The organism is Bremerella sp. JC817, assembly GCF_040718835.1.
GTDB lineage: Bacteria > Planctomycetota > Planctomycetia > Pirellulales > Pirellulaceae > Bremerella.
This window is the reverse complement of sequence record NZ_JBFEFG010000268.1, coordinates 412,835-429,980: the sequence shown is the minus strand read 5'-3', so window position 1 is coordinate 429,980 and position 17,146 is coordinate 412,835. Positions and strand designations below refer to the sequence as shown.

The following is a 17,146-nucleotide window of genomic DNA, read 5'->3' as shown; positions in this document are numbered from 1 at the left end:
AAACAACAACGGAGGTCATCACGTTGACGATTCGTCATCAGGCAGGAAGCTCGGACGATATGCGTATTTTGCGGTGGCATACGCGCATTGAACATTTCCCAAAATGAATTCCCCCGCAAACTGCTGGTCCGTTGGTTTTATCGTGATTCCGACGCCGAAATTTCCTATCAGCCAGCGGTGTTCGGCATCGAGGTTGCTTTCAAGGAAAGGAAATTGAAATCCTTCGAGTCCAGCAGTGCGAGGCGGCACCGGTTGGACTCACGAACCCTTCCTTTACTGAGAAGCTATCGTTTTGCATTCGCCTGTGGAAACCACAACCCGGCCCAACGACCAGCAGCTTGCCGACGTGATGTCGCCGGGCGGAACCGGACCAACGAGTCTCCCTTCGCGGATGCTGCTGGTCGCGATGGTATTGGGAGTCTTGCTCGTTTCCGCAATTGTCGGTTTGAGCGTCTCTCCGCAGTGGACCATTCAAGAGGTCGTGCTCGACCCGGCTGCGGTTAACGATCCGTCGGTGGCGAAGTCATTAGATACGTCGGGCCTGACCGAAGCCGATCTGCAGCAGCACGAAGCGGACGGTACCGCGCCTATTCAAACGAGCGTACTGATTGCCGAGACAAGCGATTCCGGCAGTACCCGGTTTTGGCAGCGAACCGCAACGGCTCATTATGGAATGTGGTCGTTGTTTCCTGCGTTCGTAGCAATCTCGGCGTGCTGGATCTTTCGCGAACCTTTAACGGCGCTTTTGTTGGGAGCGATCAGCGGGGCCTTCATCCTGGGGCAGTTCGACTTCACCGACCAGGTTCTTTTGCCTTCGATGGCGACGACCAAGGCGGCCGGCATTTTAGTGCTTTACCTGTGGATGCTGGGCGGACTGCTCGGTATCTGGGCTCGAACCGGAACGGCACTGGCGTTCGCCGAATGGATATCGAAGACGTTCGTCCGTGGCCCCAAGAGCGCGAAACTGGTGGCCTGGTGTCTGGGAATTCTATTCTTTCAAGGCGGGACGATCAGTACGGTGCTGGTCGGGACGGCCGTGCGACCGATTGCCGATCAGAAGCGAGTCAGTCACGAGGAGCTCTCATATATCGTCGATTCGACTGCGTCGCCGATTGCGGTCCTCGTGGCATTCAACGCCTGGCCGGGCTACATCCAGACGTTAATTTTTGTCCCGGGCATTGCCTATCTGGCGAGTGAACAGGATCGGCTGCGATTCTTCTTCTCGGCGTTGCCGTTGAGCTTCTACGCGATCTTTGCTGTCTTGGGGACGTTTCTATTATCGCTCGATGTGGCGCCGTTGTTGGGGAAGCGATTCCGGGAAGCAATCCGGCGTGCCCGAGCCACCGGTGCTTTAGATCGACACGATAGCCAACCCCTTTCGTTCTCGAGCCCGGCCGCCCATCAAAAGGCTCCGCACTATGTTCCGCATCCGATCGACTTTTGCATTCCGATCGTGTTGCTGACCGGTATCGCCGTAGGAAGCTATTTCCTGACCTCGGTTCCCCAAGTGCGCTGGGGATTCGCTGCCGCATTAGTCGTCGCGGCGTTAATTGCGCTGCTTCGAGGGCTTTCGCTCCACGATCTGGTCGCGGGCATCGGGAGTGGTTTGCAGAGTGTTGTTTTTGCTTCCGTCATTTTGATGCTGGCTGTCACGCTGGGTGATCTAACGCAAAAGATTGGTGGTGGTGCCTATTTGGTTGACTTCCTGGGGGATTCGATCCCTTACTGGATTTTACCAGGCGTGCTGTTTGCGATCTCAATTGGAATTGCCTTCTCGACCGGAACCAGTTGGGGAACGTTCGCCGTCGCGTTTCCATTGGCGATGCCGCTGGCGTTGGCCTTGGCGGCGAATCAAGGCTTGCAGAATGAAGTGCTTTATTTATCAGTCTGCTTTGCCTGCGTGCTCAATGGCAGTGTGTTTGGCGACCAGTGCTCACCGATTTCCGATACGACCGTGCTGAGTGCGATGACGACCGGCGCCGACTTGATGGACCATGTCACCACGCAGATTGTGCCAGCCACTGCAGCGGCGGTATTGGCATTGATCTGCTGGACCTCGATTGTCGTCCTGTTTTGTTGATTCCTTTCTTTCCATCCCTGAACGAATCACGAAAGTTCCTATGTCTTTCCCACGTAACCTGATCTTTGTCGCGGTTTGGGTCGCGAGTATCACGACCGTCGTGTCGCCATGTATCACACAGGCACAGGACATCAAGCGTCCGCCGCGTGAACCGGTTGACGTCGCCGAGGGTACCCAGGGAGTCGTCGTTTCCGACACCAAGGCCGCGTCGGAGATCGGTTCGAGTCTGCTCGCCAAAGGAGGCAACGCCGTGGACGCGGCGATTGGTGTGGCCTTCGCCCTGGAGGTGACCTGGCCCGAAGCCGGGAACATCGGTGGAGGTGGCTTCATGCTGGTGGCTCCGCCGGATGAAGAAGTGATGTGCATCAACTATCGCGAAAAAGCTCCGGCGAACGTGGATCCTCATAGCTTCTCGGAATGGACCCAGCATCGCCATATTCGCATGGCTGGCGTTCCAGGGACGGTTCGTGGGATGTCGCTCGCGCACGAGAAATATGGCAAGCTTCCCTGGGCCGAGATTATTGCCCCTTCGATTGCCTTGGCCCGCGATGGAATCGAGGTCGACGCTTATCTCGCCTACTCCCTGAATTCAGTCCTGACGCTGGGCTACATCCAATCGGAACCGCGCTTTGCCGAATTCCGCCGGGTATATGGCAAGCCGGATGGCAGCTTGTGGAAGGCAGGCGATCGACTGGTTCAGTCCGACTTGGCCAAGTCATTGTCTTTGATCGCCGAGCAAGGCTCCCAGGTCTTTTACGAAGGAGAAATCGCGGAGCAGATCGCCAAAGAATCGGAGACGGGTGGTGGTCTGATGACACGGAAAGACTTGAAGCAGTATACCGCTCAGGTGCGTCCTGCGATGCACGCAAAGATCGGCGACTACACGCTGTACGGCGCACCCCTGCCTTCGTCTGGCGGCACGGTGGTTTTGATGCAAATGCAAATGCTGCAGGCACTCGACCTTCCGAAAGATACCCAGCAGTACTGGACGACCAAACAGATTCATCTGATGACCGAAGTGATGCGGCGGGCCTTTCGCGAGCGTGCGGCCTGGCTGGGGGATTCGGACTTCGTCTCGGTTCCTGATCACCTTCAATCGAAGGCTTTCGCCGAGAAACTGGCAGCCACCATCGATCCCAATCAGGCAACGCCCAGCGAATCAATTGCGGGCTCGATTGCTTTGAGCGAAGGGCCAGCCGAGAGCATGGAAACAACCCACTTCTCGGTGATCGACAAAGATGGAATGGCGGTCAGCAACACCTACACGCTGGAAGGAACCTTTGGTTGCCGGATTGTTGTGAAGGGAACGGGCATCCTGCTGAACAACGAGATGGGGGACTTCAACTGGTACCCCGGCACCACCAATCGCGACGGCGATATTGGTACCTTGCCGAACCAGTTGGCGCCTGGCAAACGGATGCTTAGTTCGCAGTCGCCAATGATCGTTCGCGAAGATGGCCAGGTCAAACTGGTCGTCGGCAGCCCAGGCGGCCGGACGATCATCAACACCGTCACTGAGATCCTGGTGCAAACGCTCATGCTGGGGCGTTCGCTGGAAGATGCTATCGATGGCCCTCGCTTCCATCATCAATGGTTCCCCGACACGATCCAATTTGAAACGGTCGACGAAGATGTGTTCGACACCATTCGTCCCGAGTTGAAAGCAATGGGACACGATGCCGAAGACCGCACGGTTTGGCGACAAGGGTCGGCCCACGGGATCGTCGTCAATCTCGAGACGGGTGAAGCGAAAGGTGTCGCCGATTGGCGCCGAGGTGGGGCCGCCCGTTCGCCTGTGTCGGTCGCTTCTCCATAGCCCTTCGCGAACGGGTCCCTCGTTCAAATCCTCCCCATCAGTTGGTTCAGAAAGCAATACTATCGGCCTTATTCTTTAACGTATCGGAGCACTCGGTAATGAAACGTCCCGTTCCTGGAAGTCGCTTACGAAGTGCCTTCACTTTGGTCGAGTTACTGGTGGTGATCGCCATCATTGGGATTCTGATCGCTTTGCTTCTGCCTGCGGTGCAACAAGCACGTGAGGCTGGAAGACGAATGCAATGTCAGAACAACTTCAAACAGATCGGTCTGGCACTGCACAACTATCACGATGTCTTCGGCGGATTGCCGGCGGCCTATTATCGTGACCCGGACTACTACAACCGAGGCTGGGGCTGGGGATCGATGATCCTACCGCAGTTGGAACAAGAGAACCTTTATAACGTGATGGAGGTCGCGCACGAGCGAATCCCGCGCGATCCGAACACGTACACACAAACGGTGCTCAATGCGTTCCGCTGCCCGTCCGACACGGGGCCTGACCTGAATCCAGAACGGAACGATCAGGGAATGTCGAACTATGTCGCGGTCCAGGGAGCCGATTCGGCCGGTGGTTATCGATCGAGCTCGGACGACCTTGGTGACTACGGCGGCTTCATGTTCCAGGTGAGCCACATCAAGTTCCGTGATGTGACCGATGGCCTGAGTAATTCGTTGGTCGTTGGCGAACGAAGCTATTGGAACAAGGCGCCTGAGCGACCTTGGCTTGGTGCCCAATGGGTGGGGGTAACGTACAACGCTGGCTATGCAGGCGTGATGCGCTGCTTGTGGAACAACGACGACTACCAGCTCAACGGCGAGGCTTCATGGGCTTTCGCCAGTAATCATCCCGGCGGAGTGCAGTTTCTGCTGGGGGATGGCGCCGTGAAATTTCTACCGGAAACGATCGACGGAACCACGCTGATTCGACTGGCTCAGCGAAACGACGGCGAAGTGATCGGTTCTTTCTAACCGTGCACAAAAGAATTCAGGCTCCTGGTCGTGTTCGCGCGGCCAGGGGTCTGGCTCTCTACGTAATCTCATCTGGTAAGTCGTCTTCGCTAAACTTTCACTAACACGCAGTGGCTTGTCAGCTTCTTTAGACTGCCCAGCATCCGCTCCTTAAAGGTCAAGCTGCCTTCGAGCGGTCGCGCATTGCAAAACACTCCAACAAAGTCTTAGCCATCTCTCCGAAACCGCTTTGCTGCTTCAGGTTTCATCGTATAATCTTGGCTGTTTCGATGGACCTTACGTCGCTAATGCACCTTGGAGTATGGACGCGATGCAGTCGACGTTCCCGGTTTTCGACCCTGCTTCCCCGCAGGCAGAGTCGATACGTGATCTGTTCGTGCAGGTGCTTTTCATCAGCGCGGGTATCTTCGGTATTGTTGCCGTTTTGATCTGTGTGGCGCTGTATAAGTTCCGTGCCCGCGAAGACGTTCCCAAGCAAGATTTCGGCAGTCATCGGCGTGAAATCGCCTGGATGGCAGGACCGGTCATCATTGTGCTTTGGATCGCCGCGATCAGTATCAAATTGATGCTGACCATCAACGCCCTGCCGGTGCAATATGCCAAAGGTGGCGAACACTCCGACGACCGAGTCGATCTGATCGTGACCGGGCATCAATGGTGGTGGGAAGTGGAATATGTCGGGACCGACGTGGTCTCGGCCAACGAGATTCATATCCCCACCGGTAAGAAACTACGCGTCGAACTTCGCTCGGCGGATGTCATCCATTGCTTCTGGGTTGCGCAGTTAACGCGAAAAATGGACGCGATTCCGGGGCATACCAACTATGTCTGGCTCGAGGCCAACGGACCTGGCGTTTATCAGGGTCGTTGTGCGGAATACTGCGGAACGCAACATGCCTGGATGAACTTTCTGGTAATCGCCCACGAGCCGGATGACTACGAAGCTTGGGTGCAACGCGAATCGAGCGAGCCCGCGCCTCCCTCGAATGAGATTGCCGAGAAAGGGAAAGCGGTCTTTATGGACCTGACTTGTTCCCAGTGTCATGCCATCTCTGGTACACCAGCCCAAGAAGACTTCGCCCCCAATCTGACCCACCTGGCGAGCCGCCGGCAGATTGGTTCCGGAGTGATCGAAAACTCGAAAGAGAACTTACATACCTGGCTGGCGAATCCGCAGGCGATCAAACCAGGCTGCAAGATGCCCAATTTCAAGCTTAGTGACGAGCAACTCGATCAGTTGGTTGCCTACCTGGAGACGCTCGAGTGAGTATGCCGCTAGTCGAAACTTCCTCCCCGGCGACAACTGACGAGGTTGAATCGGGACGATTGCTATCGTGGGTAGGAACGGTCGACCACAAACGGATCGGAATCCTTTATATCTGTACGGCGACGATCTTTCTGGCCATTGGTGGCCTGGAAGCGCTGTTAATGCGGGTTCAGTTGTTGTTTCCCAACAACACGTTTCTATCGCCCGATTTCTTCAACCAGATGTTCACCATGCATGGCACCACGATGGTGTTTCTGGTGGGCATGCCGGTGCTGGTTGGCTTTGCGAACTACTTTGTTCCGCTGATGATTGGTGCCCGCGATGTCGCGTTCCCTCGTTTGAACGCGATGAGCTATTGGTTGCTGCCGATGGGCGGAATCCTGCTCTATTTCAGTTTCTTCACCGGCAAAGCACCCGACGCTGGCTGGTTCAGTTATGCCCCTCTCTCGACAAAGCCTTACAATCTGCAGGTCGCTCAGGACTACTGGATTATTGGCCTGCTTTGTTTGGGTGTTGGTTCGGTCGCGGCGGGTATCAATATTGTTGTCACGGTGCTGACGCTTCGCGCACCTGGCATGAGCCTGCAGCGCGTGCCGCTGTTTGTCTGGATGAGCTTCATGACCGCGATCTTGACGGTGTTGGCCTTGCCGGCACTGAATGCGGCCTTGGCGATGCTGCTGATCGATCGCTGGTTGGGGGCGGCTTTCTTCGAGCCTGATCGAGGTGGCTCCGCCGTTTTATGGCAGCACTTCTTCTGGGTGTTTGGCCATCCCGAGGTCTACATTTTGATTCTGCCAGCGTTCGGCATGATCTCGGAAATTATCCCGACCTTCTCACGGAAGCCAATCTATGGCTACGCGTTCGTCGCCGGTTCCAGCGCCGTGATTGTGCTGCTGAGCTACGGCGTATGGGCCCATCATATGTTTGCGGTTGGCCTGGGCATGGGGGCCGATATCTTCTTTGCCGTGGGTACGCTCCTGATTGCGTTGCCGACCGGGGTGAAGATTTTCAACTGGACCGCGACGATGTGGGGCGGCTCAATTCGGCTGACAACCGCCATGATGTTTGCCGTCGCGTTTCTCTTGGAATTCGTGGTCGGTGGTTTGACAGGCGTGATGTTCGCCGCCGTCCCGATCGACTGGCAGTTGACCGATACCTATTTCGTCGTGGGGCACTTTCACTACGTGCTGATTGGCGGGACCGTGTTTGGCGTGTTTGCCGCGACCTATTACTGGTTCCCCAAGATGACCGGCCGCATGCTAAGCGAGAAGCTTGGTCAGTGGCACTTCTGGTTGTGGGTGTTTGGCTTGAATGCGACGTTCATGTCGCAGCACTTTCTTGGCGTGATGGGCATGCCGCGACGTGTTTATACCTATGCCGACAACCCAGGCTGGATGATCCTGAACATGTTCGCCACGCTGGGGGCGTTCGCAATGGGAGCCGGTACGCTGGTCTTGCTCTGGAATATTGGGATGAGTCTCCGACATGGCAAGATCGCTGGAGATAATCCCTGGGACGCCTTCACGCTGGAATGGGCGACCACTTCGCCACCCCCTGCGGACAATTTCAAAACCATTCCTGAAGTTAAAAGTCGTCGTCCGCTGTGGGATATGAGTCAGCCGGAACTGGCCGACTGGAAGCATGGCAAGACGCCTGAGGATAGCGGCCGTCGGCCCAGCAAAGCACTGGTTTGTGCCTGGGCATTTGTCGCGTCGGAAGCCGTTTTCTTCCTGTTGTTGCTGGTCGGTTACGTCGTATTCAATTCGCAGCACTTAGAGGGTCCCAACGCAGCGAACTCGCTGGACGTTGCTCGAACTGGGGCGTTCACGATCTGCCTGCTGGCGAGCAGCCTTTCGTTCTGGTTCGCCGAACTGGCGTTGCATGCCGGCAAGATGGTGCATTTCCGGCGCTGGCTCGGAATGACGATCCTGCTCGGGGCGATCTTCATCGCCGGCCAGGTCTGGGAATACACCGGCCTGATCATGAACGACATCACGGTCGACGAAAACCTGTTTGCCGCCACGTTCTTTACGGTAACGGGCTTTCATGGTCTGCACGTGATGGCCGGACTGGTCACGCTTTCCATTCTTTTGAGCCTGGCAATTCGCGAAGACTTCACGTCGAAGCAGATCCAAGTGTTTCGCGGGGTCGGAATTTACTGGCACTTTGTCGACGTCGTCTGGATTGCCGTTTTCTCGATCATTTACCTGGGGCTAATGCAATGATGGCGTTTCTGACCGATCCAGCCCTTTGGCATTGGACTTCGCGAATCTGGTTTGTCGTTCTGCCGCTGCTGGTCATCGGCTTGTGGCTGCGTCCCAAGCCATTCGCTGCGCGGCAACTGTGGTTCGTCGCGGCATGCTTCGTGTTGTTGATGGCTTTTGTGTCACCGATTGGCGTTCTGGCTCGGGGCTATTTGTTTAGTGCCCACATGATTCAGCACTTGTTGTTGCTACTGATCATCCCGCTTTGCTTGATGTTAAGCCTTCCTCAGGGGGCGTTCACCAGCATCGCGGAAAGCCCTCGAATGATGTCGCTGCGGAAGTGGTTCGCCCATCCGATGCTGGGCTGGGTTTTGGGCCTCGGGGCGATGTGGTTTTGGCATGTCCCTTCGCTCTGCAGTGCGGCGACGCAAAGTGATCTGCTGGGCGTGATTCGCAGCGCGACCTTCCTGCTGGCAGGTTTGGCCTTCTGGTGGCCGATTTACGCCCCGCTGGAAAAGTATCGCCTCGATCCATTGACCTCGGTCGTCTATCTGTTTTCGGCCTGTTTGGGCTGCACGCTGCTAGGGATCTACATCACGTTTACTACGGTTTCGGTTTGCCCGGCGTTTGCCAATCCGGTCGATCGCATTGGAATCTTGACCGCCATTTATCAGGCAGGCCTGACGCCAAGCGTTGACCAGCAACTGGGCGGATTACTGATGTGGGTTCCACCTTGTTCGCTGTATGTATGTGCCATCGTCAGCGTGCTTTGCCGCTGGTATTCGGCGGAAAACACGATGCTGGAAACGAGCGGACCTAACGACAAGAACATTCCGGAGGCCTCGGCATGAGCGAATCGGAAGCAATTCAAGATGCCGAATTGCCTGCGGCATCCAGCGAAGAAATGGCCGAGATTCCACCGACCTATGCCCCGGCCGCGATGGCGCTGGGCGTGACGATGCTGTTGTGGGGCATTACCACGATGTGGATCATGTCGGCCGCAGGGTTCGCCGTGATGGTTTACGCACTCTGGAGTTGGATCATCGAGATCAGCCACGATTGGAAGAAGGAAAGCACCGGTGAGTGAGCAATCGGAACAACCTCAAACAGCCGGTGAAGACGATCGCCGCGGCTTCTTTGCGAAGGTCAGTATTATTCTGTCCGCCGTCATCGGGGCTGGGATCACGTTGCCTGGGCTCGGATTCGTGCTCGCGCCGGTCTTTGCCCGACCGAAGCAGTCGTGGCGCCGCATTGGCAAAGTCGACGACTACGAAATCGGCAAGACGGTCACGGTCGAGTTCCGCGATGATGTCTCGGTCAAATGGGCTGGCGTCACGGCGATGACCGGTGCCTGGCTGCGGCGTGTTTCTGAGAAAGACTTCATCGCCTTTTCGATCAACTGCCGTCACCTCGGCTGCCCGGTCAATTGGGTCGCCGACGCGAAGCTGTTCATGTGCCCCTGTCATGGCGGTGTCTATTACGAAGATGGGGACGTCGCCGCTGGTCCGCCGCCGGAACCATTGGCCCGCTACGAAGTCCGCATCAAAGATGGCTTCGTCGAGATCGAAACCTCTTCCGTGCCTCTCACCACCAACGACCAGGTATAGCGATGATCGGCAAGATTTGGAGCTGGATCGACGATCGGACAGGATTTTCCGATGTCGTGATGCCCATTATGAAACACGTCGTGCCGGACGATGCGCGGTGGTGGTACGTCTTCGGTAGCGCGACCTTGTGCGCCTTCATTGTTCAGGTCCTCACCGGGATCGCCTTGGCTATGGTCTATGTGCCCGGGGGAGATGCCGCCTACGAAAGCCTGAAATACATCACGGAAGATGCCACGCTCGGATTCATCGTTCGTGGGATGCATTATTACGGTGCCACCGCGATGGTGATGATGGCGGTCATTCACATGACCCAGGTCTTTCTGCATGCGTCGTATAAATATCCGCGCGAAATGAACTGGATGAGCGGCGTGGTGCTGCTGTTCGTGGTGCTGGGCATGGCGTTTACCGGGCAGCTTCTCCGCTGGGATGCTAATGGCGTTTGGTCGGTGATGGTCGCCGCAGAAATGGCAGGCCGCGTTCCGTTCATTGGCGAATACATTGCTCACTTCATCCTGGGTGGCGAGACCGTCGGTGGTTCGACGTTAAGTCGCTTCTTCGCGATTCACGTCTTCATCTTGCCAGGGTTGATCTTCGCAGGCATCGGCTTGCACATGTGGCTGATCTTGCGGCATGGTATTTCCGAAATGCCGAAGAAGAATCAGCCGGTCGAACCGGAAACCTACAAAGAGAACTACGAGAAGCGACTCCACAAGACGGGCGTTCCGTTCTGGCCTGATGCGATGTGGCGAGACGTGATTTTCTCGACCATCGTGGTTGGGGTGATCCTGGCGTGCTCGATCTTCATCGGTCCGCCAGCACTGGGACCAAGTCCTGACCCGGCGAATATTCATGCCAACCCGATGCCGGATTGGTATTTCTGGTGGTACTTCGCCGTACTGTCGATGCTTCCGCCTGCCCTGGAAACATATATCATTCTCGGCTCGCCAGTCCTGGGTTTCGTGATCTTGTTCGTGCTGCCATTGCTCTCTAACAAGGGACAACGAGCACCCTCGCAGCGGCCTTGGGCCGTCGGGACGGTCATCTTTGGTGCCACCGCTTTCATCGTGCTGACGATTTATGGCTATTTGAAGCCTTGGTCGCCTGACTTCGATGTGAAGCCACTTCCGCCCGAAATCGTGAAATCGAACGATCCGAAGATCCAGGAAGGGGCGTTGTTGGTTCACCAGAAGGGGTGTCTCTATTGCCACGATATCGATGGCTACGGTGGGCATCGCGGACCGGTCTTGTCCGACATCGGATCGCGACTCGATCGGGGTGAACTTGTGATTCGAATCTCGAACGGTGGTTACAACATGCCATCGTTTGCCGCATCGCTGACAGCGGTCGAGATGGACAAGATGGTCGACTTTCTTCTGACCCGGACCGACCATCCCCAAGAAGAAGAAAAGGCCGACAACTAGTCGGCCTTGGGGACGTTCAAAAGTTGGTAGAACGGCACTTCGAAGAAGTGCCGTTTTCATTTCTAGTCGAACATGATCGCACGCATCAGCAAATGAAACGATGCGTGCGTCCAGCCGCGGTAGTACGGCCGGAAGCCGAACAGGTGGATCGAACCTTCACCGCATTGCACGCGGGTCCATGCCATCTGCCCCTGAATTACTTCTGGCTTGGTCATTGCTCCGGAAAGTAGTACACGTCGTGAGGCATAACGTAAAAGTGGTTCGACCTGATAGTCGACCGCGTCGAGCTCTTCGCTTTCCTTGCTAGTCGTTTCCCTCCACGCTTTGGAATGCGTAAACATGAATGGGATCGTCGCGTTCAATCCATGCGTCAGTTCATGCTCTTGGACTTCCCCTCGCACGACACTGCCACTGCAGGAAAACCCCTTCGCTTCTTCCGTGACGTCGATCAGCGGCAAGCGAAATAGATCGATCGCCCAGGGGGTCGCGCTTTCCATCACGATCAACTTGCCACCATCCCGCACGAATTCTTCCAACGCGACGGCGCCGTCGGTATCGAGACCACCAGCCATCGCCGCTGCCGTGCTGCTTTCGCTTCGTCCTTCTTCGACAATTGACGAGACGATATCTGGAATCAAGATGACATCGAAGTCTGCCCGCAAGTTGCCTGCCCGAACCATCGAGTTACGCACTCGTTGATAAGGGGTCTCGAAGTAATCAAGCGTCCAGCGGAGCCAACCTTCGTCGATGCTGGCCCGCCAGGGAGCATATACACCCACACGCGGCATTCGTTCGACACGATTGGCAAGTTCTGGTTCAAGACGCGGAGGGTTCGCGGCGATGCTCTTTTCGTCCTTGAGCGCGACTTGAAACGGTTCTTCGCTCACCAGATGACGATTCAAGGCGGTCCATTGTCGGCTATCTCGCAGCGTCCAATCTTTCTGCGGATGAGCTTCCGCGAATGCCTCTGGCAGTTTGCCCGTCTTCAGCAGTGACAGTTCCCCTTCCAGCGGCTGAACGACCTCGACGACATGCAAGCCGAAGAGTGTCGGCAGCGACCAGCCGGATACGTCGTAAGGAGTCTCGCCCTTGGGGAACAGCTTCCACTCGAACAAGTCGTTCACCAGCCGCGAGTGGGGCTGGTCGCAGCGAACGATGATGGTGCCGGGTGCATAGCTTCTTTCGTCAGCGGTCAGGATCGATTCGCTCGTGTGAAGTTCAACGCCCAACTGCTGAAGCGAATCGATCAGTCGCTGGACGGCGCCGATGTCTTCGTTGTCGGTCGTGATCAACCAGGCCTGACGTTTCGACTGTTCGTCGATCGTCGATGCTTGAAGCGCGGCCGCCAACTTCGTTTCCAACCAGATCTTCGGTTCACGCCCGATGCTTCCCAGGAGCGAACGGGCAAACGACAACTCGTAGTTCACGATGTCGGCCTGCCGCCACCAGCCTCCCGGCCATGGCGCCACGAAGCGGTTCGAGGCCCGATACTCCGACCGACCGAGTGGGTCTCGCAGATCCGAGACTTTGAGAAAGACGGGCGAAGCATAATTCACCGAAGCGGCTTCCGTCAGAATACCAACAATATTGGCACGCGCCGGGACCGACCGATTCCCGCCATTCCACCAGTTATCGTAAGAGACGCCAGTTGCGATTCCGGTTAGCCCATCGCGCGTCATATCGAGGACCGCCCGGTTACCAATTGCATTCAAAGCGGCGACAATCTGCGGATCGATGTTTTCGTTGAGCGGGTCTTTGTAGGGAGGGACGAAGAATCTTTCCCGGGCCGACCCCTGCTGATGAACGTCCCATAAGATTTGCGGATTCCATTCGTCGTACATCAATTCGGAAAGCAACTGCGATTCGACCTGGGTCAGGGCGAAGAAGTCGCGATTGTTATCGTGCCCGGCGTACTTCTGATAGAGCTCGGGCAGCGAAGAATCTTCGTACGGGGTACCGAGATTGTCCTTGTACCAATGGGTGACGTGATCGATTCCGTCAGGATTGAGGGAGGGAAGAATAACGGTCACCGCTTCGGCACGCATCGACTTCCAAGGCTCTTCCTGGGAGGTTGCCAGGTGCCAGGCAAGTTCCATTCCCATTTCGGTCGCCGCGGGCTCGTCTGAGTGCATCGTGGGGGTAATCATCAAAACCACCTTGCCCTCAGCGACTGCCTTGGCGAGTTGTTCCTCGGACTTGCCGCGTGGGTCGGCGATCGTCTTGGAAGCCGCCTTGATTGCCGCGAGATTGGCGAGGTTCGCTTCCGAAGAGATCACCACCGAATAGAAACGACGGCCTTCGGTCGACTGGCCCACTTCGTTCATCTGCACGGTTGGAGCCGTCTTGGACAACTGCTGGTAATACGACTCGACCGTGGTCCAATCGACCAGTTCAAAATCGGCCGCTAACGGTCGCTCAAGAAACTGAGCAGGCGAAGCGGGAACCTGCGTGGGTTCCGGCTTCGCTGCCAAGGTGAATGTCGTCAAAGTAAGAGAGAATATCAACGCAAGCGTGCGGTTGGTTCGAATCATAAACTTTCATCCGAAAGGGGAAACGTATTGGATGGTTGGGGACGAGGCTATCAGTCTCCTCGTCCTGCCCAGCGGATCCCTTCCGCCATCAGCGATTCGGGCCCGTACTTTTTCTCGGGATGAGGACTGAATGCCACGACGCGGCCTTGTCCATACATCGTGCGGACGATCGCATGCATGCCCACCATTGCTCCTTCGGGAGCACCTTTGGCGGCGATCTCCGAACCATAAGTCGCCAGGATCTCGTACCCTGGCAGGTCGGGGTCGTTCCCTGGGACGATCATGGGACCCTGACCGTAGTAGACTTCCACCTGATCCTTAGGCATCTTCAAAGTCGAGCAACCGGAAGGAGTCATCTCGAGCTTCACCATGCCGGTTCCCCGTGCCCAGTGCGCCAGATCCCAAACCTTGGCATTCACGATACCGAGCGCCCATGGTTTGTACGTAGTGCTCAGGTAAGCTCCGGCACAGATGCCGACATAGCCGCCGCCTGATTTCACGTAACGTCGAACTTCGTCTCGTCCTGATTCTTCGAGGTTCTTGGCTTGGGCACTGGCCATTCCCCCAGGCATCACCAGTACGTCGAAACCATTCATCAAGACGCCATCGCGGATCTCTTGCGCCGTGACGATGGTCATCTGAAAACCATTTTCGGCGATCAAAAACTTGGCGAGATCCTTCGGTCCATTGGCGGTACCGCCGGAGTGGTCGTACACCGCAACCTTGACGGGCTCGATTGGGGTGATGGGCGTGGCTTCTTCTGCCAGGGTATTGGTCGTCAGCGCAGCCATCAGGCAGCACGCTGCGGCAAACATGGCCTTCATTCCAGGTAGGGTCATGGGTAGGTTCTCCGGGTGGGGACTATTCGCAGTCAACAGGAAGGTTCATCGATCGGTTACCGATTCCGAAAGTTCGGTGGCGAGCGTGAAATCAGGAAGTGGCGCCGAGATTCGCGTCAGAGCTTCGTTCTTCGTCGCCAGGAAGGCAGCTCGCAGCGTGCCATAAGCAGTCTCCACTTGCTGCTTCTGAAAGGCAGTCAGTTCTTCGGCCGTGAATGGTGCGGTTTGCCATGCGTCACGTTGCTGTAGCGTTTCGGCGAGTAGCTGATCTTCCGTAGCCCACAGTTCTTTCCAAAGATCAGGCAGTCCGTCACCGCGGAGGGTCTCCGCTTCCGGGAAGTAGTTCCAGGTTCGTAGCGAGTTAGCCAACTCGTTGATCGGAGCACCTCGTTTCCCGACGAGCTCGGGACTGAGGTCGGTCGTGGCTGCAAAACAAGGAACCGCGAGCGAGAAGATCGGCTCGCCGAGAATCGTCCACATCGTCGTTAGGCGAGGATCCTCATCCGGTAAAACGCCATGGAACACGGCCGCCGAAACCGTAAAAGAACGACTGATCGTGTTCGCGGTATCAATCTCAGGCGGTAGGGGATTCCCTTTCAGATTCACGCTACCGGGCAGCGGCGCGAGTTTCGAGTCGCTCAGGTCACGTGTACAGTTCCGGAGAACATAGGCGACACTGATCTTGTCTCCAGCCAGCGGCTTAAGCAACGAACAAGCACGACGGTAACGATCTTGCGAAGGTACTTCCACAAGCTGATCAGCGGTCGGGTCGATCGGCAGGTCCCGAACCGTTGTGGCGAAGTTGGCCCGGACAACAATTCCATCAGGGGCCGTTTCGGGATCGTTGGCGTCGTACATCACGTGCGACTTCGGACCGACCTCGAACATTGCGGCGCCCCCTGCTCCGTCGATCACGCCGAAGTTGCCGATGGTGGTACGCCCGGTTTCGTCTGTTTCCTCCAGCAACTGCTTGAACTCAGCGACCGTGGCACAAGTCTCCAGGGCACGCTTCATCAACCCACCATTACCGAGGCCGCTCTTCTTGCCAGGGATGGCCAGGTCGCGTGCGACGGAGTTCTCGATGCAGAAGCCAGCTTCGTTGACTCCCATCCAGACCGAATTCGTCTTTCCAGCGTTGACGACGCCGATCGCTCGGTGCTTTCCTTCGGTTAGCTGCAAAATCTCTTGATGTGTCGTATCACGCGTATCGCGATTCTTCCACAAGATCGGGCGACCATCGCTGGTGGCGCGACCACTGATCACGGCCGTCGTGCACGCTTGGACGGAATTGGAAGACATGAGCGGTAGCGTGGCGAAGGCGAGCACGACTGCCGCCAGCAACGGCTTCAAACGGTAAGGCATGGCCAAGTCTCGTGGGTTCAGGAGGGAATGGAAAGGAGTGAATCAGGCATTCAACAACTTCATCAGTTCGTCCGTATAACGTTCGCCAGCAAATGCGTTTTCCGGTGCGACGGTGGCGATCTGTTGCATCTCGGCTTCGCTCAAAGTGAAGTCGAACGCTTGCAGGTTTTCGCGGAGGTACTTCACCTTCTTGGTCCCAAAGAGCGGAACCATCTGGGGTTCTTTCTTCATAAGCCAGGCCAATGCCAGTTGGGCAGGCGTACGGCCATGGGCATGGGCGACTGCTTGCAATTCCGCGAGCACTTCCAGGTTCTTCTGAAAGTTGTCGCCTTGGAAACGTGGCGAGTGACGGCGGTAGTCATCCTCTGCCAGGTCGTCGAACGACGTAATTTGCCCGGTGAGAAACCCGCGTCCCAGCGGACTACAAGCGACGAAGAGAATATTGTGCTGACGACAATAATCGATCACGCCGATGTCTTCGGCATCGCGACTCCAGATCGAGTACTCGGTCTGCAACGAGTCGATCCGATGAACTGACTGGGCTCGCGTGAGGGTCGCCACAGATGCCTCGGAAAGGCCGAGGTATCGAACCTTACCCGCTTCCACCAGTTCCTTCATCGCGCCGACGGTCTCTTCAATGGGAACCGCAACATCTACGCGGTGCTGGTAATAGAGGTCGATGGTGTCGATGCCCAGCCGCGTGAGGGAACCGTCGCAAGAAGATTTGACGTAATCGGGACGACCGCATGTGCCCCGCTTTTGTTTGTCGCTGGCGTCACGCAGCGTACCGAATTTGGTCGCAATGAAGGCTTGGTCACGTCGGTCGCGGACGGCATCGGCAATCAGCAGTTCGTTGCTGAACGGACCATACATGTCGGCCGTGTCGAGAAAGTTAAGGCCTGCGTCGAGTGCGGCGTGAATCGTGGCGATTGATTCTTGATCGTCCCGTTGGCCATACAGGTCGGTCATCCCGGCGCAGCCCAACGCGACGGCGGATACCTGGCAGCGATCGATTCCGATGTGAGTAAACTTCATGGAAAGCCTTTCT

13 protein-coding genes are annotated in these 17,146 nt (G+C 56.6%); 9 read left to right on the top strand and 4 right to left on the bottom strand.

Translation table 11 applies throughout. The features are described from left to right. The first annotated feature begins 304 nt into the window (after window positions 1–304). The 9 genes from AB1L30_RS13125 to AB1L30_RS13085 all read left to right on the top strand — a co-directional run bounded on the left by AB1L30_RS13125 (window position 305) and on the right by AB1L30_RS13085 (window position 11,366). Window positions 305–2,080 carry a Na+/H+ antiporter NhaC family protein gene (locus tag AB1L30_RS13125; RefSeq protein WP_367013872.1) on the top strand — a complete coding sequence of 592 codons (1,776 nt, stop codon included), beginning with the start codon at window positions 305–307 and terminating at the stop codon, window positions 2,078–2,080. 40 nt (window positions 2,081–2,120) lie between these two features. Continuing rightward, entirely contained in the window at window positions 2,121–3,896 is a 1,776-nt protein-coding gene (gene ggt / locus AB1L30_RS13120) for a gamma-glutamyltransferase (RefSeq protein WP_367013871.1), read from the top strand. Between the two features lie 98 nt (window positions 3,897–3,994). Next, a complete protein-coding gene (locus tag AB1L30_RS13115; RefSeq protein WP_367013870.1) occupies window positions 3,995–4,867 on the top strand; it encodes a DUF1559 domain-containing protein in 873 nt (290 codons plus the stop codon). 310 nt (window positions 4,868–5,177) lie between these two features. Then, complete coding sequence (gene coxB, locus AB1L30_RS13110) at window positions 5,178–6,134, top strand: cytochrome c oxidase subunit II (protein ID WP_367013869.1); 957 nt, start codon at window positions 5,178–5,180, stop codon at window positions 6,132–6,134. Between the two features lie 2 nt (window positions 6,135–6,136). After that, window positions 6,137–8,359 carry a cytochrome c oxidase subunit I gene (gene ctaD / locus AB1L30_RS13105; RefSeq protein ID WP_367014100.1) on the top strand — a complete coding sequence of 741 codons (2,223 nt, stop codon included), beginning with the start codon at window positions 6,137–6,139 and terminating at the stop codon, window positions 8,357–8,359. Then, window positions 8,356–9,189, top strand: a complete 834-nt coding sequence (locus tag AB1L30_RS13100; protein ID WP_367013868.1) for a cytochrome c oxidase assembly protein — start codon at window positions 8,356–8,358, stop codon at window positions 9,187–9,189. The genes ctaD and AB1L30_RS13100 overlap by 4 nt, the downstream gene beginning before the upstream one ends. Next, window positions 9,186–9,425, top strand: a complete 240-nt coding sequence (locus AB1L30_RS13095) for a hypothetical protein (RefSeq protein WP_345084900.1) — start codon at window positions 9,186–9,188, stop codon at window positions 9,423–9,425. Before AB1L30_RS13100 ends, AB1L30_RS13095 begins: the two co-directional genes overlap by 4 nt. Beyond that, entirely contained in the window at window positions 9,418–9,945 is a 528-nt protein-coding gene (locus AB1L30_RS13090) for a ubiquinol-cytochrome c reductase iron-sulfur subunit (RefSeq protein WP_345084903.1), read from the top strand. The genes AB1L30_RS13095 and AB1L30_RS13090 overlap by 8 nt, the downstream gene beginning before the upstream one ends. Before the next feature lie 2 nt (window positions 9,946–9,947). Beyond that, the gene (locus AB1L30_RS13085) at window positions 9,948–11,366 is read left to right on the top strand and encodes a cytochrome b N-terminal domain-containing protein (protein ID WP_367013867.1); all 1,419 of its coding nucleotides are present in this window, start codon (window positions 9,948–9,950) and stop codon (window positions 11,364–11,366) included. A gap of 62 nt (window positions 11,367–11,428) precedes the next feature. Here AB1L30_RS13085 and AB1L30_RS13080 read toward each other — a convergent pair whose 3' ends face one another. Genes AB1L30_RS13080 through AB1L30_RS13065 form a run of 4 tightly spaced genes read right to left on the bottom strand, consistent with a single transcriptional unit; the run spans window position 11,429 to window position 17,133 of the window. Then, on the bottom strand, window positions 11,429–13,897 hold the full coding sequence (locus tag AB1L30_RS13080; RefSeq protein ID WP_367013866.1) for a M14 family zinc carboxypeptidase: 2,469 nt from the start codon (window positions 13,895–13,897) through the stop codon (window positions 11,429–11,431). A gap of 50 nt (window positions 13,898–13,947) precedes the next feature. Beyond that, window positions 13,948–14,736: a BPL-N domain-containing protein gene (locus AB1L30_RS13075; RefSeq protein ID WP_367013865.1), complete on the bottom strand. Its 789-nt coding sequence runs from the start codon at window positions 14,734–14,736 to the stop codon at window positions 13,948–13,950. A 45-nt stretch (window positions 14,737–14,781) separates the two neighbouring features. Next, the gene (locus tag AB1L30_RS13070) at window positions 14,782–16,098 is read right to left on the bottom strand and encodes a carcinine hydrolase/isopenicillin-N N-acyltransferase family protein (protein ID WP_367013864.1); all 1,317 of its coding nucleotides are present in this window, start codon (window positions 16,096–16,098) and stop codon (window positions 14,782–14,784) included. A gap of 42 nt (window positions 16,099–16,140) precedes the next feature. Beyond that, the gene (locus tag AB1L30_RS13065; RefSeq protein ID WP_367013863.1) at window positions 16,141–17,133 is read right to left on the bottom strand and encodes an aldo/keto reductase; all 993 of its coding nucleotides are present in this window, start codon (window positions 17,131–17,133) and stop codon (window positions 16,141–16,143) included. Window positions 17,134–17,146: the final 13 nt, after the last annotated feature.